28 protein-coding genes are annotated in these 25,594 nt (G+C 62.3%); 15 read left to right on the forward strand and 13 right to left on the reverse strand.

The window, feature by feature from the left end:
- Positions 1 to 71: 71 nt before the first annotated feature.
- The 4 genes from AC0L2B_RS30170 to AC0L2B_RS30185 form a co-directional block, all read right to left on the reverse strand.
- Positions 72 to 839 carry an ATP-binding cassette domain-containing protein gene (locus tag AC0L2B_RS30170; protein ID WP_473747985.1) on the reverse strand — a complete coding sequence of 256 codons (768 nt, stop codon included), beginning with the start codon at positions 837 to 839 and terminating at the stop codon, positions 72 to 74.
- A 2-nt stretch (positions 840 to 841) separates the two neighbouring features.
- Positions 842 to 1,918: an ABC transporter permease gene (locus tag AC0L2B_RS30175; RefSeq protein WP_473747986.1), complete on the reverse strand. Its 1,077-nt coding sequence runs from the start codon at positions 1,916 to 1,918 to the stop codon at positions 842 to 844.
- Between the two features lie 158 nt (positions 1,919 to 2,076).
- Positions 2,077 to 3,018: a sugar ABC transporter substrate-binding protein gene (locus tag AC0L2B_RS30180; protein WP_077374705.1), complete on the reverse strand. Its 942-nt coding sequence runs from the start codon at positions 3,016 to 3,018 to the stop codon at positions 2,077 to 2,079.
- A gap of 370 nt (positions 3,019 to 3,388) precedes the next feature.
- Complete coding sequence (locus AC0L2B_RS30185; RefSeq protein ID WP_473747987.1) at positions 3,389 to 4,420, reverse strand: LacI family DNA-binding transcriptional regulator; 1,032 nt, start codon at positions 4,418 to 4,420, stop codon at positions 3,389 to 3,391.
- 165 nt (positions 4,421 to 4,585) lie between these two features.
- On the opposite strand from AC0L2B_RS30185, the gene AC0L2B_RS30190 reads away from it, so the two are divergent.
- Genes AC0L2B_RS30190 through AC0L2B_RS30200 form a run of 3 tightly spaced genes read left to right on the forward strand, consistent with a single transcriptional unit; the run spans position 4,586 to position 7,300 of the window.
- Positions 4,586 to 5,695, forward strand: a complete 1,110-nt coding sequence (locus AC0L2B_RS30190) for a fatty acid desaturase family protein (protein ID WP_287298818.1) — start codon at positions 4,586 to 4,588, stop codon at positions 5,693 to 5,695.
- A 55-nt stretch (positions 5,696 to 5,750) separates the two neighbouring features.
- Positions 5,751 to 6,065, forward strand: a complete 315-nt coding sequence (locus AC0L2B_RS30195; protein ID WP_023796929.1) for a MocE family 2Fe-2S type ferredoxin — start codon at positions 5,751 to 5,753, stop codon at positions 6,063 to 6,065.
- 5 nt (positions 6,066 to 6,070) lie between these two features.
- Complete coding sequence (locus AC0L2B_RS30200; protein ID WP_473747988.1) at positions 6,071 to 7,300, forward strand: NAD(P)/FAD-dependent oxidoreductase; 1,230 nt, start codon at positions 6,071 to 6,073, stop codon at positions 7,298 to 7,300.
- A gap of 256 nt (positions 7,301 to 7,556) precedes the next feature.
- Here the strand turns inward: AC0L2B_RS30200 and AC0L2B_RS30205 are convergent, their stop codons facing one another.
- The 5 genes from AC0L2B_RS30205 to hslV form a co-directional block, all read right to left on the reverse strand.
- Entirely contained in the window at positions 7,557 to 8,516 is a 960-nt protein-coding gene (locus tag AC0L2B_RS30205; RefSeq protein WP_023796927.1) for a DUF1402 family protein, read from the reverse strand.
- Between the two features lie 245 nt (positions 8,517 to 8,761).
- Positions 8,762 to 10,075: an ATP-dependent protease ATPase subunit HslU gene (gene hslU, locus AC0L2B_RS30210; protein ID WP_023796926.1), complete on the reverse strand. Its 1,314-nt coding sequence runs from the start codon at positions 10,073 to 10,075 to the stop codon at positions 8,762 to 8,764.
- Positions 10,076 to 10,079: 4 nt separating this feature from the next.
- Positions 10,080 to 10,679, reverse strand: a complete 600-nt coding sequence (locus AC0L2B_RS30215) for a DUF2585 domain-containing protein (RefSeq protein ID WP_023796925.1) — start codon at positions 10,677 to 10,679, stop codon at positions 10,080 to 10,082.
- A 40-nt stretch (positions 10,680 to 10,719) separates the two neighbouring features.
- Positions 10,720 to 11,250: a GNAT family N-acetyltransferase gene (locus AC0L2B_RS30220; protein ID WP_473748264.1), complete on the reverse strand. Its 531-nt coding sequence runs from the start codon at positions 11,248 to 11,250 to the stop codon at positions 10,720 to 10,722.
- A 73-nt stretch (positions 11,251 to 11,323) separates the two neighbouring features.
- Positions 11,324 to 11,875 carry an ATP-dependent protease subunit HslV gene (gene hslV, locus AC0L2B_RS30225; RefSeq protein ID WP_023796923.1) on the reverse strand — a complete coding sequence of 184 codons (552 nt, stop codon included), beginning with the start codon at positions 11,873 to 11,875 and terminating at the stop codon, positions 11,324 to 11,326.
- 238 nt (positions 11,876 to 12,113) lie between these two features.
- On the opposite strand from hslV, the gene hisB reads away from it, so the two are divergent.
- The 9 genes from hisB (at position 12,114) to coaA (ending at position 17,918) form a co-directional block, all read left to right on the forward strand.
- A complete protein-coding gene (hisB, locus tag AC0L2B_RS30230) occupies positions 12,114 to 12,713 on the forward strand; it encodes an imidazoleglycerol-phosphate dehydratase HisB (protein ID WP_473747989.1) in 600 nt (199 codons plus the stop codon).
- Positions 12,714 to 12,716: 3 nt separating this feature from the next.
- On the forward strand, positions 12,717 to 13,193 hold the full coding sequence (locus AC0L2B_RS30235) for a DUF2628 domain-containing protein (RefSeq protein WP_473492738.1): 477 nt from the start codon (positions 12,717 to 12,719) through the stop codon (positions 13,191 to 13,193).
- 1 nt (position 13,194) lies between these two features.
- On the forward strand, positions 13,195 to 13,845 hold the full coding sequence (gene hisH, locus AC0L2B_RS30240; RefSeq protein WP_473492737.1) for an imidazole glycerol phosphate synthase subunit HisH: 651 nt from the start codon (positions 13,195 to 13,197) through the stop codon (positions 13,843 to 13,845).
- Positions 13,846 to 13,848: 3 nt separating this feature from the next.
- Entirely contained in the window at positions 13,849 to 14,139 is a 291-nt protein-coding gene (locus tag AC0L2B_RS30245) for a DUF1330 domain-containing protein (protein ID WP_473747990.1), read from the forward strand.
- A 3-nt stretch (positions 14,140 to 14,142) separates the two neighbouring features.
- Positions 14,143 to 14,892, forward strand: coding sequence for a 1-(5-phosphoribosyl)-5-[(5-phosphoribosylamino)methylideneamino]imidazole-4-carboxamide isomerase (hisA, locus tag AC0L2B_RS30250; RefSeq protein WP_473507870.1), 750 nt, complete (start codon positions 14,143 to 14,145; stop codon positions 14,890 to 14,892).
- A complete protein-coding gene (locus AC0L2B_RS30255; RefSeq protein WP_473492736.1) occupies positions 14,889 to 15,725 on the forward strand; it encodes an arginase family protein in 837 nt (278 codons plus the stop codon). Before hisA ends, AC0L2B_RS30255 begins: the two co-directional genes overlap by 4 nt.
- Positions 15,722 to 16,516 carry an imidazole glycerol phosphate synthase subunit HisF gene (hisF, locus tag AC0L2B_RS30260; protein WP_167366398.1) on the forward strand — a complete coding sequence of 265 codons (795 nt, stop codon included), beginning with the start codon at positions 15,722 to 15,724 and terminating at the stop codon, positions 16,514 to 16,516. The genes AC0L2B_RS30255 and hisF overlap by 4 nt, the downstream gene beginning before the upstream one ends.
- Before the next feature lie 91 nt (positions 16,517 to 16,607).
- The gene (locus AC0L2B_RS30265; protein WP_023796915.1) at positions 16,608 to 16,934 is read left to right on the forward strand and encodes a phosphoribosyl-ATP diphosphatase; all 327 of its coding nucleotides are present in this window, start codon (positions 16,608 to 16,610) and stop codon (positions 16,932 to 16,934) included.
- A gap of 24 nt (positions 16,935 to 16,958) precedes the next feature.
- Positions 16,959 to 17,918, forward strand: a complete 960-nt coding sequence (gene coaA, locus AC0L2B_RS30270; protein WP_091592562.1) for a type I pantothenate kinase — start codon at positions 16,959 to 16,961, stop codon at positions 17,916 to 17,918.
- A gap of 127 nt (positions 17,919 to 18,045) precedes the next feature.
- Here the strand turns inward: coaA and AC0L2B_RS30275 are convergent, their stop codons facing one another.
- The 4 genes from AC0L2B_RS30275 to AC0L2B_RS30290 all read right to left on the reverse strand — a co-directional run bounded on the left by AC0L2B_RS30275 (position 18,046) and on the right by AC0L2B_RS30290 (position 21,871).
- Positions 18,046 to 18,663 carry an alpha-ketoglutarate-dependent dioxygenase AlkB gene (locus tag AC0L2B_RS30275; RefSeq protein WP_473747991.1) on the reverse strand — a complete coding sequence of 206 codons (618 nt, stop codon included), beginning with the start codon at positions 18,661 to 18,663 and terminating at the stop codon, positions 18,046 to 18,048.
- Positions 18,664 to 19,035: 372 nt separating this feature from the next.
- Complete coding sequence (gene lysM / locus AC0L2B_RS30280) at positions 19,036 to 19,509, reverse strand: peptidoglycan-binding protein LysM (RefSeq protein ID WP_473747992.1); 474 nt, start codon at positions 19,507 to 19,509, stop codon at positions 19,036 to 19,038.
- A gap of 180 nt (positions 19,510 to 19,689) precedes the next feature.
- On the reverse strand, positions 19,690 to 20,127 hold the full coding sequence (gene arfB, locus AC0L2B_RS30285; protein WP_473747993.1) for an alternative ribosome rescue aminoacyl-tRNA hydrolase ArfB: 438 nt from the start codon (positions 20,125 to 20,127) through the stop codon (positions 19,690 to 19,692).
- A gap of 133 nt (positions 20,128 to 20,260) precedes the next feature.
- Positions 20,261 to 21,871: a phosphoenolpyruvate carboxykinase gene (locus AC0L2B_RS30290; RefSeq protein WP_473747994.1), complete on the reverse strand. Its 1,611-nt coding sequence runs from the start codon at positions 21,869 to 21,871 to the stop codon at positions 20,261 to 20,263.
- A gap of 344 nt (positions 21,872 to 22,215) precedes the next feature.
- On the opposite strand from AC0L2B_RS30290, the gene AC0L2B_RS30295 reads away from it, so the two are divergent.
- The 3 genes from AC0L2B_RS30295 to AC0L2B_RS30305 all read left to right on the forward strand — a co-directional run bounded on the left by AC0L2B_RS30295 (position 22,216) and on the right by AC0L2B_RS30305 (position 25,516).
- On the forward strand, positions 22,216 to 22,917 hold the full coding sequence (locus tag AC0L2B_RS30295) for a response regulator transcription factor (RefSeq protein WP_023796909.1): 702 nt from the start codon (positions 22,216 to 22,218) through the stop codon (positions 22,915 to 22,917).
- A 141-nt stretch (positions 22,918 to 23,058) separates the two neighbouring features.
- Positions 23,059 to 24,840, forward strand: a complete 1,782-nt coding sequence (locus AC0L2B_RS30300) for a stimulus-sensing domain-containing protein (RefSeq protein WP_473747995.1) — start codon at positions 23,059 to 23,061, stop codon at positions 24,838 to 24,840.
- Between the two features lie 214 nt (positions 24,841 to 25,054).
- Entirely contained in the window at positions 25,055 to 25,516 is a 462-nt protein-coding gene (locus AC0L2B_RS30305; protein ID WP_473747996.1) for an HPr kinase/phosphorylase, read from the forward strand.
- Positions 25,517 to 25,594: the final 78 nt, after the last annotated feature.

Genomic DNA, 25,594 nt, shown 5'->3' on the forward strand with positions numbered 1-25,594 from the left:
AAGGCAAGGCGCAGTAGATTTTCTTATTTCGGCTGATCGGCGACGGGCCGATGACCCGCCGCGCATCCGCCCTAAGCCGCAAGTTCCGCCTCCCCGGTCTTGGCGCCGGTGATGTATGAGACGATGTCGTTGCCGTCGGTGTCCTCCTTGCGCAGGTTGGCGACGATGCGGCCGCGCCGGAAGACCACGATGCGGTCGACCAGGTCGAACACCTGGCGCATGTTGTGACTGATCAGGATCAGCGGCTCGCCATTGGCTTTCAGCGTGCGGATGATGTTTTCTACCTGCGTCGTCTCCTGCACACCAAGTGCAGCCGTCGGCTCATCCATGATGATGAGCTTGGATGCGAAAGTCGCGGTTCTGGCGATTGCCACGCACTGGCGCTGGCCGCCCGACATGTGGCGGATGGTGTTGGAAAGATTGGGAATTTTCACCGCCGTGCGGATCAGCGCTGCCTCGGTCGCCTTGCGCATGAACTTGCGATCGAGGATCGAGAAAGGCCCGAGATTGAACAGCACCTTTTCGCGGCCGAGAAACAGGTTCGACGGCACGTCGAGATCGTCGGCAAGCGCCAGGTTCTGGAACACGGTCTCGATGCCCGCCTCGCGCGCCGCGATCGGTCCGGCGAAGTTGACTTCCTTGCCGTCGAACCAGATCTTGCCGCTGGTGCGCTGCTCGACGGCGGTGATCTGGCGCACGAAGGTCGATTTGCCGGCGCCATTGTCACCCATGATGGCGACATGCTCGCCCTTGCGCAGTTCGAAATTCGCGCTTTCGAGCGCATGCACGCCGCCATAGTATTTGGTCAGGTTTTCGGTCTTCAGGACGATGTCTGACATGGTCAAGCCCTCATTGCCCGCAGGCGCTGGCGCCACTGATCGAGAACGACTGCGCCGATGATGATCACGCCCTTGACCATCTCCTGGTAATAGGCGTCGAGGCGCAGGAAGGTGAAGCCGGAGATGATGACGCCGAAGATCAGCGCACCGATCACCGTGCCGATGATCGAGCCGCGGCCGCCCGACAGCGAGACGCCGCCGATGACCGCCATGGCGATCGCGTCCAGTTCGTACATCACGCCCATGCCGGCCTGAGCAGTGAGGTTCTTGGAGCTCAGCACCACGGCGGCCAGCGCGGCGAGGATACCGGCAATAACGAAGACGAGGATCTTGTGGTTCTTGACATTTATGCCGGACATGCGCGCGGCGTCCTCGTTGGAGCCGATGGCATAACAGTGCTTGCCGTATCTGGTGTATGACAGGATCAGCTGGAACAAAATCGCCAGCGATATGAAGATGATGACCGGCATCAGCCCCTTGCCGATGGTGGCGAAACTCTCGGTGGGAAACGAGATCGGCTGCCCCTTGGACCACCATTTGGCGACGCCGCGCGCGGTGACCATCATGCCGAGCGTGGCGATGAACGGCGGAATGCGGGTATAGGCGACCAGCGTGCCGTTGATCAGGCCCGCTAGCAGGCCGCAGCCGATCGCGACAAGCACCGGCACGATCACCGGCAGGTCGGTCCAGCCCTGCTCGATGAACATCGCCTTGGGGTTCGGGTTGCCGTTGACCGTCGCCACCTGGGCGAAGCTCATGGCGATCATCGCCGTGGCGCCGACGATCGAACCAGAGGAGAGGTCGATGCCGCCGGAAATGATCACCTGCGTCACGCCGATGGCGATGATGCCGACGATCGACACCTGCAGGATGATGATCTGCAGGCGCGCCTCGTTGAAGATCGTATCGACGTTGGCGCGGGTGTTGAACAGGAAGCTGTCGCCAAGAAAGACGCGGCCTATCAGCTCGAAGGCGCCGACCAGGATGATGAGCGCCAGGAAAACGTTGAATTCGGCAGGCCATGTCCGCTTTTTCGCATCATAGCTCAATCCGCCGACGCCATGGGTTGTCTGTGTCAACTCTTGCTTCCTCCATCAGCAGCAGTCGCCCTCCCGCCGGCTGTCCACGGCGATGAGCGAAAGAGGAGCGGCGCTGTTTTTTGTCCTTCGAACATCGGATTCTCAAAACGGTCCGATGCTCTGACGCGCCGCTCCCTATCGAAAAATGGTCCTCTGCCTCAGTTCTTCTGCAGGAACTTGTCGATGTTTGCCGGCGTGACCAGCTGGAAGGGGATATAGACCTTCTGCTCGACCGCCTCGCCCTTGGAAAGCTTGAGCGCCGCGTCCAGCGCCCCGGCGCCTTGGCCGGCCGCGTCCTGGAACACGGTGACGTCGAGATCGCCCGCCTGCATCGCGGCAAGCGCGTCCTGGGTGGCGTCCACGCCGCCGACAACAACCGACTTCATGTCGATGTTGGCAGCTTTCATGGCCTGGATGGCGCCGATGGCGCTCTCGTCATTGTTGGCGATCACGCCATCGAACGGCGCGCCGGTCGACAGCCAGTTGGTCATCAGGTTCTGTGCTTCCTCGCGTTTCCAGTTCGACGTCTGCTTGTCGATGATCTTGATGAAGCTGCATTCGGGAGTGGCGATCACATCGTCAATGTCCTTGGTGCGCTGCACCGCGGCCTGGTTCGACAGTTCGCCCATGATCACGTAGACATTGGCCTCGGTCTTGCCGGCTTCCTTGAACAGCCGGCAGACTTCCTGGGTCTCGAGAGTGCCTGACTCAACCTCGTTCGAGGCAACGAAAGCCTGGTTGTCCGGCAGCGTGTCGACATTGACCGGCTCGCGGTTGACATAGACCAGCGGAACGTTGGCCGCAGCGGCGGCATCCGACATTGCCTGGGTGGCCGAGGTGTCGACTGGATTGACGACAATCGCGTCGACGCCCGAGGCGACGAAGTTCTTGATCTGGTCGAGTTGCTTGGCGACGTCGTTCTGCGCGTCCTCGACCTGCAGTTCGACGCCTTCCATGCCTTTGGCCTGCTCGATCATGCCGTTGCGCAGCACGGTGAGAAAATTATCGTCGAACAGCGCCATCGACACGCCGATTTTGGCAGCGAGGGCGGACGAGCTCATCAGCGCCAGGAATGCGGCGCCCAACAGCAGCTTTTTCATTCTATTTCTCCTCCACAGAATTGGTGTCCGGCTGCACCGATCTACCCGGAATCCCCGATCTCCCAGGGAATCTCTCCCGATTGCTTCTCCGTTTCCGATGGCGATTTCCGCGTTGGCTGGGGAGGCCAAGCCCTCCGTTGAAACGCATGTCCGGAACGAAAGAACCAAAATACCTAGTGGGTGAAATATTTATTCCATTCTTCGGGCGGGCGTCAAGGAGAATCCGAAAGCGGCTGCCGGATTTTTCGGACAACGCGGCTGAGGGCCGGCAAACCTTCTGCAAGAATCCATCAGGCTGATGGTTCACATCACTGCCGACGCCCCGATCTAAACAGGATGTCTTGGCTGAGCCCAGATGTTCTGCCCGAGCCTAGATGTTTTCCGGCAGATAGATGTCGAAGGGCAGGAAGGTCTGGCCCGGCGCATTGGCGGCGCCTGCCTCGATGGCATGCACCATCAGCCCGACAAGTTCGCGGCATAGTGCTGCCAGCGGCGTCGAAATCACCATGGTCAGGATGTTGTCGGCGAGCGCCGCGCGCGATTCGGCGTTGATCTCGTTGCAGACGACCACTGGCATGTTTGCCGGCCTGGCCGCCCGTAGCGCGGAAACCGCGCCTTCCATGCCGCCGCCAGCGACATAGCAGCCGGCCAGATCCGGGTACCGCGCCAGAAGATCGATCATTGCATCATGGGTCACCTGGTTGGCTTCCAGGTTGACCAGCGTCTCCATCACGGTGAATTCCGGCGCATGCTCGCGGAAAAACGATCTGAAGCCGATCTCGCGCAGCTCATGGCCATGGAAGCGATGGCTGCCGACGAAAAGCGCGACCTTGCCGGGCTTCCTCGCCGCTCTGGCGATCATCCAGGCCGCGGTACGACCGACCTTGCGGTTGTCGAGGCCGACATAGCCCTCGCGGATGCCGGCTGCAAAGTCGGATAGCAGGGAGAAGACGGGTTGCCCCCTCGCCTTCAGGGTCTCGACGGCCGCCGTCAGCGTTGGATGGTCCGGACCGACAAGGGCGACTGCCCTGGATTTCGCCGCCAGCTTGCGCATCTGCGTGGCGATCTCGTCCGGGGCCAGCGAACTGGCGAAATCGATGGTTGCGACGCCGCGGAAGCGCTGCGACTGCGAGACAGCCAGTTCGATCTCGCGGGCGAAATCGCTGTAGAAAACATCATTGCCCCTCAGCAGCAGAAAGCCGAGCCGGTATTCCGGCAGTTCCTGGCGCATCCGCTGCTTGATCAGCCCGGCGGCGTGGTAGCCGATGCTGGTGGCGGCCTCATAGACGCGGCGCGCGGTTTCCTCGCGCACCGGCAGGCGATTGTTCAGCACCCGATCGACGGTGGCGACGCTGACCCCCGAAATGCGTGCCAGATCGGTGATGGTTGGCCGTTTTGCCATACGCTTCCTGCCTGATTGCCTGGCATAGGCTATACATCATTCTGATGGGAAATGATAGAAACTATCTTCATGATGTTGAGCCTATCACGGCTTGGCGTTATTTTAGGGCATAAGCACCTGTGGCAGAGGCACCCGTTCCGACGGATGCCGACGGAGGCAGCCTCAATGGAAGCGACACTATCCGCAATGCCGTCGCGGCGAGACTACAGCCTGCTCGGCCGCGACGCGAAACGCGCCGTCGAGACCGGCCTGGCGGCGGCCGAATGGTATCATACCGACGTGCCCCGCAAGCAGATGAAGGAGCTGATGCAGCGCTCCGATGGGCCGGCGATCCGCGACACCATCATCTGGCTCTCCGCCCTGGTCCTGAGCGGCGCCGGCGGCGCCTGGTTCTGGGGCACATGGTGGTGCGTGCCGTTCTTCTTCGTCTATGGCGTGCTCTACGGCTCTTCCACCGATTCCCGCTGGCACGAATGCGGCCACGGCACCGCCTTCAGGACGCAGTGGATGAATGATGCGGTCTATCAGATCGCCTGCTTCATGATCATGCGCAACCCGGTGACCTGGCGCTGGAGCCATACGCGGCATCACACTGACACGATCATCGTCGGCCGCGATCCGGAGATCGCGGTGATGCGCCCGCCGGACCTGTTGCGCGTCGTGCTCAATTTCTTCGGCATTGTCGATGCCTGGCATGCCATGAGCGACATGGTGCGCAATGCGGCCGGGATCATCAGCCCGGCGGAAAAGACCTTCATTCCCGAGCAGGAGCAGCCAAAGGCGATCCGCATTGCCCGCATCTGGACCGCGATCTATGCCGCGACGATCGCGCTGGCACTTTATAGCGGCTCGTTCCTGCCCTTGATGCTGGTCGGTCTGCCCAGGCTTTACGGCGCCTGGCATCACGTCATGACCGGCCTGCTGCAGCATGGCGGCCTCGCCGAAAATGTCATCGACCACCGCCTCAACAGCCGCACGGTCCACATGAACCCGATCAGCCGCTTCATCTACTGGAACATGAACTACCATGTCGAGCACCACATGTTCCCGATGGTGCCCTATCACGCGCTGCCGAGGCTGCATGAGCTAATCAAGCACGACCTGCCGGCGCCGACGCCATCGATCCTGGCCGGCTATCGCGAGATGGTGCCTGCCTTCCTGCGCCAGCTGCGCAATGAAGACTATTTTCTCAAGCGCGAACTGCCGCCGACTGCCAAGCCTTATCGCGAGGAATTCCACAACGATAACGACGCCGTCGCGGCAGCAGCCGAATGATTTGCGCGCCTGTGCCGGGGCATGTTGACCAAGAAAAATTCTGCCGGGAGGACCAATGAGCGACTGGGTCGAGGCCTGTGGTGCCGATGACATCGACGAAGAGGACGTGATGCGGTTCGACCATGACGGCCGCACCTTCGCCATTTATCGCAGTCCCGACGACGAATATTTCGCGACGGACGGCCTTTGCACGCATGAGAAGGTGCATCTGGCCGACGGGCTGGTGATGGACGACATCATCGAATGCCCGAAGCACAATGGCCGCTTCAACTACAAGACCGGTGCAGCCAGGGGCGCGCCGGTCTGCGTCAATCTCAGGACCTATCCGGTCAAACTCGACGCCGGCAAAATCCTCATTCAGATCGGGTGACGGTGATGGCGAAAGGAATGCTCATCATCGGCGCCGGCGAATGCGGCGGGCGGGCTGCCCTGGCGCTGCGCGATCTCGGCTATGATGGCCCGGTGACGCTGGTCGGCGACGAGCCGCATCTGCCCTATGAGCGGCCGCCGCTGTCGAAGGACGCGATGGCCGGCGATGCGCCGGTGATCAAGGCGATCGCCAGCGACAAAATCCTGGCCGAGAGATCGATAAGACACATCCATTCGGTTCAGGCGGTGGCGATCGACCGCGCTGCGGATGGTGTGCGCCTGTCGGACGGCTCGGCGCTGCCATACGACAAGCTGCTGCTGGCGACCGGTTCCCTGCCGCGCAGACTGGCAATGCCGGGCCTCGGGCCGCGTTGTGTCTATCTCCGGACCTTCAACGACGCGCTGGCCATTCGCGCCCATCTCCGCGCCGGAAACCGCATCGCCATCGTTGGCGGCGGCTTTATCGGTCTTGAGCTCGCCGCCGCGGCACGCAGACTGGGCGCTGTTGTCACCGTCATCGAGGCGCAGCCGCGCATCCTGATGCGCGGCGTGCCGGCCGAGATCGCCAAGATCGTCCACGAGGCGCATGAAGCCGAAGGCGTCAAAATCCTCTGCGGCGACGCAATCGCCGCGATTGCCGATGACGGCGCCGAGGTGAGCATCGCGCTTGCCGGCGGGCAGGACATCGTCGCCGACCTGGCGGTGATCGGCATCGGCGCTGTGCCGGTGACCGGACTTGCCGCAGAAGCGGGCCTGACGATCGACAACGGCATAGCCGTCGATGCCGAGCTTCGCACCAGCGATCCGGATATCTTTGCCGCCGGCGATTGCTGCTCGTTTCCGCTTGCCGTCTATGGCGGCCGGCGCGTGCGGCTGGAGGCCTGGCGCAACGCGCAGGAGCAGGGCGCGCTGGCGGCCAGCAACATGCTTGGCGCTGGTGAGGCCCACTCGGCTGTGCCATGGTTCTGGTCGGATCAGTACGGCCTGACCTTGCAGATATCTGGGCTGTCGGACGAGGGCAGCAAGGTCGTGCGCCGCGACCTCGACGACGGCGCCTTCATCCTGTTTCACCTGGCGCAAGACGGCAGGCTGGTCGCGGCGAGCGGAATCGGTCCGGGCAATTCTGTCGCCCGCGACATCAGGCTGGCCGAGATGCTGATCGCAAAAAGGGCGAAGCCGGCGCCTGAGGCGCTCGGTTCGCAAACGATCAAGCTGAAGTCGCTGCTGGCGGCGTGAGCCTGGTGCGTGCCGATTGTCGAAAGCCGGCGCCGCCCCTCATTGCCCTGCCGGGCATTTCTCCCCGTAAACGGGGAGAAAGAAGCTGGCCGCAACCCTGGCGTTCTTTCTGCAACCCTGGGCGATTGGGGAAATCCTTTGCGAAGGCGTCCTTCTCCCCGTCGCTATACGGGGAGAAGTGCCCGGCAGGGCGATGAGGGGCAGCGCAAACGGCGAAGAGGCGACTTCGAGCTCAAAGTCCAGATCTCAACACCCACTAAAACAGCGCGTTGAGCTCCGGCAGTTTGTCGTTGACCAGCCAGCCATAGTAATTTTCCTCGGGCAGCTTCTCCGGTTCGCCCGCGGCGCGGCGCCTGTCGTTTTCGGCCTTCAGCGCATGCGCACGCTGTTCCGGATTGCCGACATTGTAGAGGGTCGATGTGATGCCGGGATTGCCCGATATGTCGAAGCCGGCAATGCTCTGATAGGCATCGATCGATTTCCGGATCGTCGCCGCGACATAGTCCAAGGTCAGGTCCGGATCCATGATGGTCTTGTAGACCGCGTTCGGATCGCCGACGTCGAGCTTTGGCAGGCCGGACACCTGGTGCACGAGATCGCTCATCTGCAAGGCGGTCAGCGGATTGAGCTGGCCCAGGCCAAAGGTCTGGCCGGCATAATAGGGCTGGAAGAAAGTCGCGCCGAAGCGGTCGTCGGGGAAGCTCTCACCGCCGACAGTCTTGCCGCGAAAGGAAAGGTTCCACACCTGCTCGCGGCATTCCCAGAGCTCGTAACTATCCGATTTGCCGACGCATTCCTGGAATTGCGGCCGTTGCACGAAATCGGTGATGTCTTCGCCTTCATAGGCGAAAGACAGCTTGCTCGACAGATAGGAGATCGCCTTGACGTAGTAGGTCTGCAGCCGGTCGTAGGCGTCGACATTGTAGGTGTGCTCGCCGACGATGGCGCCGACGATATGCATGGGATCGATGCCATAGGTCGCTGCTGCCTGCTCGATCTTGCCGCGAAGACCGGCGTCGTGCTGCAGCAGCGCATAGACCTTGCGGTATTTCGACTGGAAGGTGGTGTTGGTGGCCTGGGTGCGCCGGCTTGAGGCGCCCGGTATGTTGGGCTGCTCGACATGACTGTTGCCCGGCGGCACCATCGTCGCCGCTTCGGCGGCGAACATGGCTGTCGCCAGCGTCAGCCCGAGAGTGACGAGGATCGTTTTTTTCATGCGCCGCCGCCTGCAACAACGCATGACCCTCGGAACCGATTTTCGGGGGTCACGCGCAGAACCAACTGTACAGCGTCCTTTGCGCATCCAAAAAGCTGCGCGGCGCTGGTGTTGCCGGCAAACTAGGTAAAGCTGCAACGGGAGTCGAGAGCCCCGTCGCCCGGCAAGACAAAAGCTGGCCAGATGCTTCCATTTGGCCACACGTGCCGGCTCCGCCGGTCCGACTCTTGCGGATGGATCGCCTGCTACAGGATGAATCGCGACAGATCCGTGTTTCTCGACAGATCGCCGACATGCTTCTCCACATAGGCGGCGTCGACTGTCACCGACGTGCCGTGGCGGTCCGGCGCGTCATATGAGATCTCGTCCAGCACCCGCTCCATCACCGTCTGCAGTCGCCTGGCGCCGATGTTCTCGACGCTGGCGTTGAGATCGACGGCGATGCCGGCCAGTGAATCGATGGCGTCGTCGGTGAAGACGAGATCGACGCCCTCGGTCTTCATCAGCGCGATGTACTGCTTGATCAGGCTGGCCTCGGTCTCGGTCAGGATGCGCACGAAATCGTCCTTCTCTAGCGCACGCAGCTCGACGCGGATCGGCAGACGGCCCTGCAGTTCGGGCAGCAGATCGGATGGCTTGGCAACGTGGAACGCGCCCGATGCGATGAACAGGATGTGATCCGTCTTCACCGGTCCGTATTTGGTCGCGACCGTGGTGCCTTCGACAAGCGGCAGCAGGTCGCGCTGCACGCCTTCGCGGGAAACACCGGCGCCCATGCCGCCTTCGCGCGAGGCGATCTTGTCGATCTCATCGAGGAAGACGATGCCGTCGTTTTCGGTCGATTCGAGCGCCCTGCGCACCACCTCGTCCTGGTCGAGCAGCTTGTCGGACTCGTCGCCGACCAGCACCGCGTAGGATTCCTTCACCGTCGTCTTGCGGGTCTTGGTCTTCTGGCCGCCCATCGCTTTCGACAGCATGTCGTTGATGTTCAACACGCCGATATTGGCGCCCGGCATGCCGGGGATCTCGAAGCCGGGCATGCCGCCGGTGCCGGTATCGCTCACTTCGATCTCGATCTCCTTGTCGTCGAGCTCGCCGTCGCGCAGCTTTTTGCGGAAACTGTCGCGCGTCGCCGGGCTCGCCGTCTTGCCGACGAGCGCCTCCAGCACGCGTTCCTCGGCATTGATATGGGCGCGCGCCTTGACGTCCTCGCGCATCTTCTCGCGCACCAGGCCGATGGCGATCTCGACCAGGTCGCGGATGATCTGCTCGACGTCGCGGCCGACATAGCCGACCTCGGTGAACTTGGTCGCCTCGACCTTGACGAACGGCGCACCGGCAAGGCGCGCCAGGCGGCGCGAGATCTCGGTCTTGCCGACGCCGGTTGGGCCGATCATCAGGATGTTCTTCGGCATCACCTCTTCACGCATCTGGCCTTCGAGCTGCTGGCGGCGCCAGCGGTTGCGCAAGGCGATGGCCACGGCGCGCTTGGCGTCCTTCTGGCCGATGATGAAGCGATCGAGTTCCGAAACGATTTCGCGGGGCGAGAATGTGGTCATATCGCTAAATTCCACTTTGCCACTGCCGGATGGACTCGAACGGATGCAGCAGCATGATCACGTTGAGTGTCAGATTGTCCCTGATGATGTAGCCGACACCGAATTCGAAGATGAGAGCGAGGGTCACGATCACCCATATAGGAAGCCTGCGCGCCATCACAAATCCCAGCACCATCGCCAGCGTGTCCGCCACCGAATTGATGATGCTGTCGCCGTAATAGTCGAGCGAGATCGTGCCGGCGCGGTAGCGCTCGATGATCAACGGGCTGTTCTCGAGAAGCTCCCAGCCGCCCTCGATGACGACAGCAAAAGCCAGCCTGAGCCCGATCGGCGAGCGCGGGAACAGAGCCCACGCCAGCGCGTAGAACAGGAAGCCGTGGATGAGGTGCGAGAATGTGTACCAGTCGGAAATATGCTGGGAATTCTCCGAACTCTGCACGATGCCGTGCCACAGCTTGACATAGCCGCATTCGCAGATCGGCGTTCGGCCCATGCCGTAAAGGGCTCCAGCCTGGAATATAATCAGGCCGAGGACGAGCAGAAGTCCCATCCGCCAGCTGTCTTCATAGGCCGAGACGGTCTTGTCGGCGCCGCTTGTACTCATGCTGTTACTGCCCCTCTTCGGCGCCTTATTCGGCGTCACCCTATTCGATATTGCCCTCTTGGGCGTCGCCCTCTTCGGCGTCAATTGCCATCAGCACGGCGTCGCCATATTCCGATTGCCTGCGATCGATAGCTCTGAACCCGGCCTTTTGATAGGCACGGATCGCTCGTCCGTTGGATGGATCCGGGTCGATGATGACACGCGGTGCCCCTTCCTCGAACAGCTGTTCCACGAACTGCCGGACAATTGCCGAGCCGTGGCCGCGTCCGACAAGCTCGGGCCTGCCGATCGACAGATCGATGCCGAGCGTACCGAAAGGCTGGTCGCTGTAGGGGTGGCCGTCCTCCAGATGCGGATCGTAGCTCTGCATGTAGCCGATCGGCTCGCCGTCGAGCTCGATGATCAGCGGCTCGACGGAAATGCTGTCGATATGCTCGCGGATCTGGGCGATCTCCGTCTCGGGATCGTCCCACCACTCCGCGACATGCGGCTCGGCCAGCCATGCCGCGATCATCGGCAGGTCCGCCTCGGTCACCGGTCGAAAATCATATCTATTTTCTCGTTTGGCCATGATCTCCTGCGAACCGAAGGTCAGCGAAGCAAAAACCGGTTTCCACTTTTCGGGATCATGGCCAGCGGCCGGCTCAGCCGGCATCGAGGATTTCGATGACAAAATTGTTGTTGGTGTAGACGCAGATGTCGGATGCGATCTGCATCGCCTTGCGGGCGATTTCTTCGGCATCCTTGTCGGTGTCCATCAGCGCGCGCGCCGCGGCCAGCGCATAATTGCCGCCCGAGCCGATCGCCATGACGCCATGTTCGGGTTCGAGCACGTCGCCGGTGCCGGTCAGCGCCAGCGAAACCGACTTGTCGGCAACCAGCATCATCGCTTCCAGCCGGCGCAGATAGCGGTCGGTGCGCCAATCCTTGGCGAGTTCGACGCAGGCCCGCGTCAATTGCTCCGGATATTGCTCGAGCTTGGCCTCCAGCCGCTCCAGAAGCGTGAAGGCGTCAGCGGTGGCGCCGGCGAAACCGGCAATAACATTGCCGCTTTTGCCGATTCGGCGCACCTTCTTGGCGTTGCCTTTCATGATCGTCTGGCCAAGGCTGACCTGGCCATCACCGGCGATCACCACCTTGCCGCCCCTGCGCACGGTCAGGATCGTCGTGGCGTGCATGGTCAGTTCGTTCGACATCTCTGCTCCGATCAGCACCGGTCCCGACAAGGCGATTGGCGCATTACGAGTGACTTGATCGACCCTATGTATGCATAGGTCCGACGATTGCCAACCGGTCATCGGCCAGGCTCGATACTGCTTGGCACGGCAACTGGCAATCACCGGATCATGCTGCTAGAAGGCTCTCGTTTTCAAGCATGTGGACGCTTTCAAGCATGTGGACGCTTGAACGCCTGAACTCTGGACAAGGATGAGCATGCCGCCCCGTTCCGCCAACGCAAACCGCAAGACCAGGGAAACCGACATCTCCGTATCGGTCCAGGTCGACGGCTCGGGAAAATCCGATATTTCGACGGGCGTCGGCTTCTTCGACCACATGCTGGACCAGCTGTCGCGCCATTCGCTGATCGACATGACGGTCAAGGCCAAGGGCGACCTCCACATAGACGACCACCACACGGTCGAGGACTCTGGCATCGCGCTCGGTCAGGCGCTGGCCAAGGCACTGGGCGAGCGGCGCGGCATCATGCGCTATGCCTCGATCGATCTCGCCATGGACGAGACGCTGACGCGCGCGGCGATCGACGTTTCCGGCCGTCCTTTCCTTGTCTGGAACGTTGTGTTCTCGTCGCCGAAGATCGGCACGTTCGACACCGAACTGGTGCGCGAATTCTTCCAGGCCCTGGCGCAAAATGCCGGCATCACGCTGCATGTCACCAACCATTACGGCGCCAACAATCACCACATCGCCGAGACCTGCTTCAAGGCGGTGGCGCGTGCGCTGCGTTTCGCGCTTGAAAGCGACCCGCGCCAGCCTGACGCGGTTCCTTCCACCAAGGGATCTCTGAAGGGATAGGCCATGGCCGTCTATGTCGTGATGGAACCGCCGGGCCGCGGCGAAAAGCCTGACACAACGGCCTTTGTCCGTGATGGGTTTTCCTGGCTTGGCTTCCTCGTGCCGCCGCTGTGGCTACTCTGGCACCGGTTGTGGATCGAGGCAGCACTGGCGTTTGTCGCCATGGCTCTGCTTTCGATGCTTGCCGAAGGGCTGAGCCTTGGGCTGGCCGGCCCGCTGCTGTCGCTGCTGGTATCGCTCTATGTCGGGCTGGAAGGGCAGGCCTTGCGGATCGCCGCGCTGCGCCGTCGTGGCTGGCACGAATGGGGCGTCGTCGAGGCCGACAGGCTCGACGATGCCGATACGCGCTATGTGCTGGAAGCCGAAGCGCGTGCGGATGAGCCAGCGCCGGTGCCGCGCATCGTTCCGGACGCTGCCCATGCCCGGCCGGCACACACAGGCTTGGTGCTCGGACTGACGCACACGCCGGGAAGACCCTGACATGCGGGTCGCGATCATCGATTATGGCTCGGGCAATTTGCGCTCGGCCACCAAGGCCTTCGAGCGCGCCGCGCACGAGGCCGGCATCGCCGCCGCCATCGACCTGACCGCCGATGCCGAGCGTGTCAGAACCGCCGACCGCATCGTCCTGCCCGGCGTCGGCGCCTATGCCGATTGCGCGGCCGGGCTGCGCGCCGTGGCCGGCATGTGGGAAGCGGTCGAGGAGGTCGCTATCGTCAAGCGGCGGCCGTTCCTCGGCATCTGCGTCGGCATGCAGCTGATGTCGGAGCGGGGCCTGGAAAAGACTGTCACAAAAGGCTTTGGCTGGATCGCCGGCGATGTCAAGGAGATCACCCCGGCCGATCCTGCGCTAAAAATCCCGCAGATCGGCTGGAACACGATCGAGCTCACGCGCAAGCATCCGCTGTTTTCCGGCATTCCGACAGGCAGCAAGGGGCTGCACGCCTATTTCGTTCATTCCTACCATCTCGACGCGCAGAAGCCGGACGAGGTGCTGGCGATTGCCGACTATGGTGGTCCGGTTACAGCTGCTGTTACCAGCGACAATCTCGCCGGCACGCAGTTTCATCCCGAAAAGAGCCAGGCGCTTGGCCTGGCGCTGATCACCAATTTCCTGCGCTGGAGGCCCTAAGAAATGAGCAAGAAAGGCTACTGGATAGCGATGGTCGATGTCCGCGATCCCGACGGCTACAAGCAGTATATCGAGGCGAACGCGGCGGCTTTTGCGAAATATGGCGCGAAGTTTCCCGTGCGGGCGGGGCGTTATGCGAACCCGGAAGGGGCGACAGGCAACCGCCACGTCCTGGTCGAGTTCGAGTCCTACGACAAGGCGATAGAATGCTACGAATCGCCTGAATACCGGGAGGCATTGAAGTACAGGCTTGCCGCCTCGACCGGTCACTTCGTCATTGTTGAAGGCGCCTGAACGGTGATCCTGTTCCCGGCCATCGACCTCAAGGACGGCAAGTGCGTGCGCCTGAAGCACGGCGATATGGCGACCGCGACGATTTACAATGACGACCCGGCCGCGCAGGCCAGGGCTTTCGAGCAACAAGGCTTTGAATGGCTGCATGTCGTCGACCTCAACGGCGCCTTCAAGGGCCAGAGCGTCAACGGCGCGGCGGTCGGCGCCATTCTCAAGGCAACGAAGAACCCGGTGCAGCTCGGCGGCGGCATCCGCACCCTGGCGCAGGTCGAGGACTGGCTCGATCGCGGCCTGGCCCGCATCATTCTCGGCACGGTGGCGGTGCGCGATCCGGATCTGGTCAGGCAGGCCTGCAAGGCATTCCCGGGCAAGATCGCCGTCGGCATCGACGCCAAAGGCGGCAAGGTGGCGGTCGAGGGCTGGGCCGAGGCCTCTAGTCTCGGCGTCATCGAACTGGCGAAGAAGTTCGAGGGCGCCGGCGTTGCCGCCATCGTCTACACCGACATCGACCGCGACGGTGTGCTGACCGGCATCAACTGGGACGCCACCATCGATCTTGCCGACGCCGTGTCAATCCCGGTCATCGCCTCCGGCGGGCTGGCCTCGATCGCCGACATCGTGCGCATGACGATGCCCGATGCGCAAAAGCTCGAAGGCGCCATCTCAGGGCGTGCACTTTATGACGGACGTATCGACCCGGCCGAGGCATTGGCGATCCTGGCGGCCGGCCCGGAGAAGGCGAGGGCGCGATGAAACTCTCGATCATCCTCGCACCCTATGACAGCGGCCTTTACCATGCGGGCTTTGGCCAGGGCCCCGACGCCATCATTGCCGGCGGCCTTGTCGACGAACTTGCCCTGCGCGGCCATGATGTCATCGTCGAGGACATCGGCGAGGTCGGCGATGCCCAGAGACGCGAAATCGCGACAGGTTTCGCGGTTTGTCGGGCAGTCGCCACCAAGGTCGACATGGCGCGCGACGATGAGCGTTTTCCCATCGTGCTCGCCGGAAATTGCCTGACCGCCGCCGGTGCGGTGGCTGGCGACGCCGCTGATTCGATCATCTGGATCGATCAGCATGGCGATCTCAACACGCCCGAGACGTCCGCCTACGGCTTTCTCGACGGCATGGCGCTGGCGACGACGCTGGGGCTCTGCTGGCGGCCGATGACGTCAGCGATTCCCGGCTTCCAGGCGATCGACCCGTCGCGGTGCATGCTGGTCGACGCGCGCGACCTCGATCCAGATGAAAGGCGGCTTCTCGAGACGTTGCCGATCATTCGCGCCCAGTGGACCGATGCACTCGACAATGTCGGAAAGCTCAAGGCGGCCGGCGCGGCCCAAGTGCATTTGCATCTTGATCTGGATGTTCACGATCCGGATGTGCTGCAAGTGAACCGCTATGCGCTGCCGGGAGGTCCAAATCCGGAGCAGCTGCGGCAACTGGTTTGCGGGCTGGCCAAGTCGATCCCAATCGTCGGCATCACCCTGTCGGCCTATGATCCTGCCTTTGACGCCAAAGGCGAGGTTCCGCCTGTCGTTGGGCAATTGCTTGGCGATTTTCTTGCCGCGCATGCGAGGATCTGATGCTGAAAGCCCGCGTCATCCCCTGTCTCGACGTCAAGAACGGCCGCGTCGTCAAAGGCGTCAATTTCGTCGACCTGATCGATGCCGGCGATCCGGTCGAAGCGGCCAAGGCCTATGATGCCGCCGGCGCCGACGAGCTCTGCTTCCTCGACATAACCGCCTCGTCCGAAAATCGCGAGACCATCTTCGACATCGTCGCCCGCACCGCCGAGCAATGCTTCATGCCGCTGACCGTCGGCGGCGGCGTGCGCCAGGTCGCCGACATAAGAAAGCTGCTTTTGGCCGGCGCCGACAAAGTGTCGATCAACACGGCGGCAGTGAGGAATCCCGATTTCATCGCCGAGGCGGCCGACAAGTTCGGCAACCAGTGCATCGTCGTCGCCATCGATGCCAAGATAGTGTCAGGCGAAGGCGAGGCCGACCGCTGGGAGATTTTCACCCATGGCGGCCGCGAGAAGACCGGCATCGACGCGGTCGAATTCGCTCAGCAGATGGTCGATCGCGGCGCCGGCGAGATCCTGCTGACGTCGATGGACCGCGACGGCACCAAGGCCGGCTACGACATCGCGCTCACCCGCGCGGTCGCCGACGCCGTGCGTGCGCCGGTCATCGCCTCCGGCGGCGTCGGCACGCTCGATCACTTGGTCGAGGGCATTCGCGACGGCCATGCCGGCGCGGTGCTGGCGGCATCGATTTTCCATTTCGGTACGTACAGCATTGCTGAAGCCAAGTCGCACATGGCCCGCGCCGGCCTGCCGATGCGACTGGACTCGTCAGGGGATCGGCTCTAAAGCATGATCCCGAACCGAAGGTCCGCGCCAGCCAAAAAGGGGGAACCGGTTTCGGAAAAGATCATGCTTAAACAAGCAGATAGATGGCGCCATGGCTGAGTTTTCGCTCTCCGATCTGGAGACAATCATCAGGGAACGCGCGCATTCCGGCGATCCGGATTCGTGGACGGCAAAGCTGTTCGCGCGCGGCATCGACAAGGCGGCGCAGAAGCTCGGCGAAGAGGCGGTCGAAACGGTGATCGCGGCCGTTGGCGGTGACAGACAAGCCCTCGTTTCGGAAAGCGCCGATCTCATCTATCATTGGCTCGTCGTTCTGGGCGTCGCCGGCGTTCCGCTTGCCGATGTCCTGACCGAACTCGAGCGCCGCACCGGTCGTTCGGGCATCGCCGAAAAGGCGTCTCGGCAGGACCGGGGCTGATCGCTGCGGAGGGCAGGAAACTCGATGGACCAGCTCGCCCCCACCGAGAAATATTCGCCCTTCCGTTTTTTCTCGGCGGAAGAATGGTCGCAGTTCCGCGCCGACACGCCGATGACGCTCGGCGAGGACGAGATCCGTCGCCTGCGTTCGCTCAACGACCCGGTCGACCTCGAAGAGGTCAAGCGCATCTATCTTTCGCTATCTCGGCTGTTGTCGGCCCATGTCGAGGCCAGCCAGCTGCTGTTCAGGCAGCGCCAGGCCTTCTTCAACGCGGTGGATGTCGTCAAGACGCCCTTCATCATCGGCATTGCCGGCTCCGTCGCGGTCGGCAAATCGACCACGGCGCGCGTCCTCAAGGAATTGCTGGCGCGCTGGCCGTCGAGCCCCAAGGTCGATCTGATCACCACCGACGGCTTCCTGCTTCCCAACGAAATCCTGCGCCGCAACAATTTGATGGAGCGCAAGGGCTTTCCCGACAGCTACGATGTCGGCGCCCTGCTGCGTTTCCTGTCGGGCATCAAATCGGGGCAGCGCAATGTCCGCGCGCCAGTCTATTCGCACCTGACCTACGACGTCGTTCCCGGCGCGTTCCAGACCATCGACCGGCCGGACATATTGATCTTCGAAGGCATCAACGTCCTGCAGCCGGGCAAGCTGCCAAAGGACGGCAAGATCGTGCCTTTCCTGTCGGATTTCTTCGACTTCGCCATCTATATCGATGCCGAAGAGGAGCTGATCCATCAATGGTACATCGCCCGCTTCATGCGGCTGCGCGAGACCGCCTTCCGCGATCCGGACTCCTTCTTCCACCGCTATTCGCAACTTTCGCAAGCAGCGGCCCGCGCCATCGCCGAAGGCCTGTGGGCCAACATCAACCTGAAGAATCTGCGCGAGAACATTCTGCCGACGCGAGCCCGCGCCGATCTCATCCTGCGCAAGGGCGCCAATCATCTGGTCGAGGAAGTGGCGCTCAGGAAGCTGTAACGAAGCGGTTAACGGCGCTTTAGGCAGTGCCCGCTATCGTTCGATTGCAAATTCCAGAGCATTTGTCGGGAGCAGCCGGTGATCAATATGCCTGCATTGCGCCGGCCACCGCTTTTGCGAGACAGCATTAGCCAGGATAGGTCACCCGCCGCAGCGTCAGATTGATCCGGCCGCCATTCCTGAGCAGTGCCGAGGTCGACGGATAAATACGGTCGACGCCGTGGAAACAGAGGCGCCCTTGGCCGCCAAGCACGACGACGTCGCCGCTTTTCAGCCTGAACGATTTGGTGCCGCCTTCGCGCGTGCTCTGGCCGACCCTGAACAGGCAATCGTCGCCCAGTGAAACGGAGACGACCGGCGCGGAGAAATCGATCTCGTCGCGGTCCTGATGAAGGCCCATCTTCGCGTCGGGCGAATAGAAATTGACCAGGCAGGCCTCCGGCGGATGGGGATAGGCAGACACCTCGCGCCACAGCTCCAGCAGCACGTCCGGGATCGGCGGCCAGGGCGTTCCGGTTACCGGGTGCGTCGGCTGGTAGCGATAGCCGTGCTGCTTGTCGGTGACCCAGCCAAGCGAACCGCAATTGGTCATGCGCACGCTCATCTCCTTGCCGGTGCGCGGCATCGCCGGCACGAACAGCGGCGCTTCCTGCACGACCTGCCTCACATCCTCGATCAGCGCTTCCTGCACGGCGCGGGATAGGTAGCCGGGCATGTGGCGGACGCCTCTGGGCAGAACGAGCATCAGCTTGGTCGCTTCATCGGGTTCATCTGGCGGACAATGCCACCAACAAACAAGAACGGCGACCCGAAAGCCGCCGTTCTTGTCCTTGGATGGCAATCGCCAGCTTAAGGTGTGGTGAGATTCAGGTCAGGCCGAGCCGGAGTCGAAGACGGGCGCGAAGCGACCAAACAGGTGGTTTCCGAGAACCGGAGCGGAGCGTACTTAAGTACGTGAGCCCGCGCATGACCCCGAAATCGAGATCGATTTCGGCAAGGTCATGCGCAAAATCAAAGTTCTACAGCGTCCTTTGCGCGCCCAACAAGGCGCGCGGCGCTGTAGTAAGCGCAGGAAACCGCCGTTTGCAGGCCGGCATCACCTGAATATCAACATACCTTAGTCGAGATCCGGGATGCGCAGAACCTGCCCCGGATAGATCTTGTCCGGGTCGGTCAGCATCGGCTTGTTGGCCTCGAAAATGATCGTGTTCTTCGCACCCTTGCCCTTGCCATAGCTCTTTTCGGCGATCTTCCAGAGATTGTCGCCTTTCTTGACCGTGTAGAAGGTCGGTTGCTTGGCCGGGGCTGCGGGCGTGCCGGCCTCGGGCGCGGCGACCTGCAATTCATCCGCCTGCACCTTGGACACGCCGAGCGTGTTGCCGACGGCGATGATGGCTTTTTCGAAGATCGACTGATCCTTGACCACGCCTTTCAGCACAGCCGTATCGCCCTTGACGTCGACTTCCACATTGTCGGTGCCGAGCGCGTGCGAATCGAGTTCCTTCTTCAGCGTATCGGCGGTCGGCTCCGGCTCATCGTCGCCGAAGCCGAGCTTCTTGCCGACGTCCTTGACGAAATCAAACATGCCCATCTGCGGTCTCCTTGCTGTGACGAGTACCGAACTTGCCACCTGCAACCTCGAATTGGAAGCGGTCTCGACCGCGATCGATGTCGCGCCCGCCGCATCGGCCCAGAACTCGGAATCGATCTTTGGAAAAGCACCATGCGTGGCTGCCCGAGCGCGCACCCTTTGCGTCCGGGTGGACGCGCGTCAATCGTCGTCCACCCGACCGCGCAGCTTCTTGATCGTGCCGCGCCCAGCCTTGGTCTTCAGCCGCCTTTCGACCGCGCCTTTCGACGGCCTCGTCTTCTTGCGCGGCGGCGGCGGCGGTTCGGCGGCCTTGGCAACCAGTTCGGCAAGCCGCGCCCGGGCGTCCGCCCGGTTCTGCTCTTGCGTGCGGAAGCGTCCGGCCTCGATGACGATGACGCCGTCCTTGGTGGCGCGCTGGCCGGCCAGCTTAATGGTTCGCTCGCGGACGCGCTCCGACAGGCCAGGCGCATTCGCTGCATCGAAGCGCAATTGCACCGCCGTCGCCACCTTGTTGACGTTCTGGCCGCCGGGGCCGGACGAGCGGATAAAGTCCTCCTGCAGGTCATCCGGATGGATCACCGCATCGTCGGCAATGATGATCTTGTCGTCGGCGTTCATGCCGCAGTCATGGCGCGGCGAACGAAAAAAGAAAAGGCCCGGGTCGGGCCTTCCCCCGGGTCGGGCCCTCCCGATCCCGGTCCCGGGTCGGGCGTTCCCGACCCCGGTCCGGCGCATCGAGACGCAGCGGCGACTATTCCGCGGCTTCGCGCATGCGCGGCGCGGCGCCGAGCACGATGGCGTCGACATGCGGTTCGAATTTTTCGAAATTGACGGCGAACATGCCGACCAGCCTTGCCGCCTGCAGGTCATAGGCTGAGGTATCGGCCCATGTCGATCGTGGATCGAGAATGGCACGGTCGACGCCCGCGACCGCCACCGGCACCTCGAAACCAAAATTGGCGTCGGTCCGGTAATCGGCCCCTTTCAGCGAGCCGTCGAGCGCCGCGGCGAGCAGCGCCCGCGTCGCCTTGATCGGCATCCGCTTGCCGGTGCCGTAGGCGCCGCCGGTCCAGCCGGTGTTGACCAGCCAGCAATCGACACCGTGATGGGCGATCAGTTCGCGCAGGAGATTGCCGTATTCCGACGGATGGCGCGGCATGAACGGTGCGCCGAAACAGGTCGAAAACGTCGCTTCGGGTTCGGTGACGCCCTTTTCGGTCCCTGCCACCTTGGCGGTGTAGCCGGAGAGGAAATGATACATCGCCTGCGCCGGAGTCAGCCGGGCGATCGGCGGCATCACGCCGAATGCGTCGGCGGTCAGCATGATGATGTTTTTCGGGTGACCGGCGCGGCCCGTCTTGCTGGCGTTGGGGATGAAGTGGAGCGGATAGGCGCAGCGCGTGTTTTCAGTGAGATTGCCGTCGTTGAAATCCGGCACGCGGCCCGCGTCGAGCACCACATTCTCCAGCACCGTGCCGAAGCGCTGGGTGGTGGCGAAGATCTCCGGCTCGGCTTCGGCCGAGAGCTTTATCGTCTTGGCATAGCAGCCGCCTTCGAAGTTGAAGATGCCATGCGGACCCCAGCCGTGCTCGTCGTCGCCGACCAGCGTGCGCGACGGATCGGCCGACAGCGTCGTCTTGCCGGTTCCCGAGAGGCCGAAGAAGATGGCCGCGTCTCCGCCGGCGCCTTCATTGGCCGAGCAATGCATCGGCATCACGCCCTTCGCCGGCAACAGATAGTTGAGCACGGTGAACACCGATTTTTTCATTTCGCCGGCATACGAGGTGCCGCCGATCAGCACGATCATGCGCGTCAGATCGACGGCGATCACCGTTCCGGTTCGGCTGCCGTGGCGGACGGGATCGGCACGGAACGACGGCAGGTCGATGATCGTCAACTCGGGCACGAAATTATCGAGCTCGGCGGCTTCCGGGCGAATGAGCAGATTGCGGATGAACAAGGAGTGCCAGGCAAGCTCCGTGACGACCCGGGTCGTCAGCTTCAAGTCCTCATCGGCGCCGCCGACCAGGTCCTGCACATAAAGATCCTTGTCCGCCGCGTGGGCGCGAAAATCGGCGAGCAGCGTATCGAACTGGGCCGGCGAGATCGACTTGTTGTTGTCCCACCAGACATGCGGCCCGGTGGTCTCGTCGCGCACGACGAATTTGTCCTTGGGCGAGCGGCCGGTGTGCTGCCCGGTCTCGGCGACCAGTGCGCCATGCGCGGTAAGCCGGGCCTCGCCGCGGCGGATCGCCTCCTCGTAAAGGACGGCCTCGCCGAAATTGTAGCGCACCGCGCCGGTGGTTTTCAGGCCGATCCGGTCGATCGCCCATGCGGGATTGCGTTTGCCGGCTTCCGACATGAGGGGTTCCTTCTTCGATTGCAGCATCTTGGCCGGCGAACTTCCGGAGCCCCCAACGATGGAGACTGTAACGGTCAGAACCAGAAAAGCCAAATGATATCAAATATTTAATCGATTTAAATAATTTGAAAGTTGTTTAAATCGTTTATATGTGCGAAAAATCAGGCGGGTGCCCAAAGGATTGGCGGTCTGTATCGGTTCAATCCATGTTGAGGTGAGATTGTGGCCGCCGGCATGCCGCTCGTGACAGCGGACGAAGCCTGTGCCACATTTTGTACCTAATTTGTCCTGCAAAAGCCCCTTCTCGACCAAAGAAGGGACAGCTCATGAGGGAGCCACTTGAAATGGCAACAATCGCGCTTGTCGACGACGACCGCAACATTCTGACTTCGGTGTCGATCGCCCTCGAATCGGAGGGGTATCGCGTCGAAACCTATACGGATGGGGCGTCGGCGCTGGAAGGTCTGGCGGCGCGCCCGCCGAATCTCGCCATCCTCGACATCAAGATGCCGCGCATGGACGGCATGGAGCTTCTGCGGCGGATGCGCCAGAAATCCGACCTGCCGGTGATCTTCCTGACCTCCAAGGACGACGAGATCGATGAGCTTTTCGGCCTCAAGATGGGCGCCGACGACTTTATCCGCAAACCCTTCTCGCAGCGTCTTCTGGTCGAGCGGGTTCGCGCCGTGCTGCGCCGTGCCAGCGCCCGCGAGGCGTCGGCCAAGACGCCCAACCAGCAGGCCCGTTCGCTTGAGCGCGGCCAGCTTGTCATGGACCAGGAGCGCCACACCTGCACCTGGAAAGGCGAGCCGGTGACGCTTACCGTCACCGAATTCCTGATCCTGCATTCTCTGGCCCAACGCCCCGGTGTGGTAAAAAGCCGTGATGCGCTGATGGATTCGGCCTATGATGAGCAGGTCTATGTCGATGACCGCACCATCGACAGTCACATCAAGCGCCTTCGCAAGAAGTTCAAGGCCGTCGATGATGACTTCGAGATGATCGAAACCCTTTACGGAGTCGGATATCGGTTCCGCGAAGCGTAAATAGGCAATAGGCAGTAGGGAATAGTCGGTAGTCAGTTTTGAATGGTGCGAACGGCCACTCAGCATCGCCGCGACCTCAGCCAACCATTTCTCTATTCCCTACTGCCTACTCACTAATTACTAAGCGGGGGCTGCTATTCGATGGCAGTGGACGTAGAGCGAGTGAGACGGACGGGCGCCCGGCGCCCGTCGCGGATTCTGCCCGCATTCCTGTCGAGGATCACGGTGCCGATGCGCCGCTTCCTCGGCCACCATATCTTTTCCAGCCTGACGCGGCGCATTCTCTTCCTCAACCTCGCCGGCTTGGCCGTCCTGGTCACCGGCATTCTCTACCTCAACACGTTTCGCGACGGGCTGATCGATGCCCGCGTCGAGAGCCTGATGACCCAGGGCGAGATCATCGCCGGCGCGATCGCGGCATCGGCGACGGTCGAGACCGATTCGATCAGCATCGATCCGGAAAAGCTGCTTGAACTGCAGGCCGGCGAAAGCCTGGGCCCCGGCTCCGATCAGCTCGACAATCTGGACTTTCCGATCAATCCTGAGCGCGTCGCGCCGGTGCTCAGGCGCTTGATTTCGCCGACGCGGACGCGCGCCCGGATCTATGACCGCGACGCCAATCTTCTGCTCGATTCGCGCCACCTCTATTCGCGCGGCCAGATCCTTCGCTACGATCTGCCGCCGACCGACAAGGAAGAGCCCGATCTTCTCGAGCGAATCCAGAAATTCGTCTTCGACTTCTTCCGCAACACCGCGCTGCCGGTCTACCATGAGCAGCCGGGCGGCAACGGCGCTGCATTTCCGGAGGTGGTCAAGGCGCTTACCGGCAGCCCGTCGACCATCGTGCGGATCTCGGAACAGGGCGAGCAGATTGTTTCGGTCGCCGTGCCGATCCAGCGCTTCCGCGCCGTCCTCGGCGTGCTGATGCTGTCGACGGAAGGCGGCGACATCGACAAGATCGTCGCGGCCGAGCGCAAGGCGATCCTGCGCGTCTTCGGCATCGCCGCCCTTGTCACCGCCATCCTGTCGATGCTGCTTGCCTCGACCATCGCCAACCCGCTGCGCCGGCTGTCGGCGGCGGCGGTCAGGGTGCGGCGCGGCGTCAAGAATCGCGAGGAAATCCCGGACTTCTCCGATCGGCAGGACGAGATCGGCAATCTGTCGATCGCCGTGCGCGACATGACCAATGCGCTCTACGCCCGCATCGAGGCGATCGAAAGTTTCGCGGCCGACGTATCGCACGAATTGAAGAACCCGCTGACCTCGCTGCGCAGCGCGGTAGAGACCCTGCCTCTGGCCAAGAACGAGGCGTCGCGCGCCCGGCTGATGGAGATCATCCAGCACGACGTCCGGCGGCTGGACCGTCTCATCACCGACATTTCCGATGCCTCCCGTCTTGACGCCGAGCTCGCGCGCGAAGACGCAGGAACCGTGGATCTCAAGAAATTCATCACCGATCTGGTCGACGTTTCGCGCACGGCCACGCGCAACAAGAAGACGGTCGATATCGAGTTCAAGGTCGCCAAACTGCCGCAGGGCGTCAAAGGCTATTTCGTCGCCGGCCATGATCTGAGGATCGGCCAGGTCATCACCAACCTGATCGAGAATGCCCGCTCCTTCGTTCCTGAGGAGCGCGGCCACATCGCCCTATCGCTGGCGCGCGCCGGCAAGGTCAACATCATCACCGTCGACGACAATGGTCCCGGCATAAGGGCCGACAACATCGACCGCATCTTCGAGCGCTTCTACACCGACCGGCCGGCCGGCGAGGCGTTCGGCCAGAACTCGGGTCTTGGCCTGTCGATCAGCAGGCAGATCGTCGAAGCCCATGGCGGCACGCTGACCGCCGAGAACATCCCGGGCACCAAACCCGGCGAGATCAAGGGCGCGCGTTTCGTCGTGACACTGCCGGCGGAAGGCTGACGCATGATCCCGAAAAGTGGGAACCGGTTTTCGGACAAGATCATGCCTGAACCAACAAGCATGATCCCGAAAAGTGGGAACCGGTTTTCGGACAAGATCATGCGTGAACCAAAAAGCATGATCCGAAAAGTGGGAACGGATTTTCGGCCAAGATCATGCGTGAAACAAAAAGCATGATCCCGAAAAGTGGCGACCGGTTTCCGGACAGGAACTCATGCGTGAGCCGACTGTGAAGGCTGAGAACATTCACGGCACGGCGATCCTGATCGGCGAGCGTGGTGTCCTCATCACGGGACCGTCCGGGTCGGGCAAGACGACGCTGGCGTTCGCCCTCATCGATCATTGCCGCCAACGTGGATTGTTTTCGCGGCTGATCGGTGACGACAGGCTCCTCGCGGCCGATCACGCGGGGCGGCTGGTCTGCCGGGTGCCCGCTCCCATCGCCGGCCTCGCCGAGGTGCCCGGATTCGGCCCGCGGCCATTGTCGTTCGAGCCCGGCGGCGTCATCGACCTTTGCGTCCGGCTGGTCCCGGCAAGCGAAATGGACCGCTTCCAGGAAGATGCCAGCGAGTTCATCGCGGGCTGTCCGCTGCCGCGTATTGATCTTGCCGAACGCAATGTTCCGGCGGCCCTGCCGGCCGTGATGGCGCGGCTGCCAATTGCGCCTTTCGTATGATGCGATTTCGAATTGTTGCTGCAATGCGTCAAAATGGCCTGCGCCTGTGCAATTTTGGGCTTGTCAACGCGCCTCGCG

This window comes from Mesorhizobium sp. WSM4815 (genome assembly GCF_055811575.1).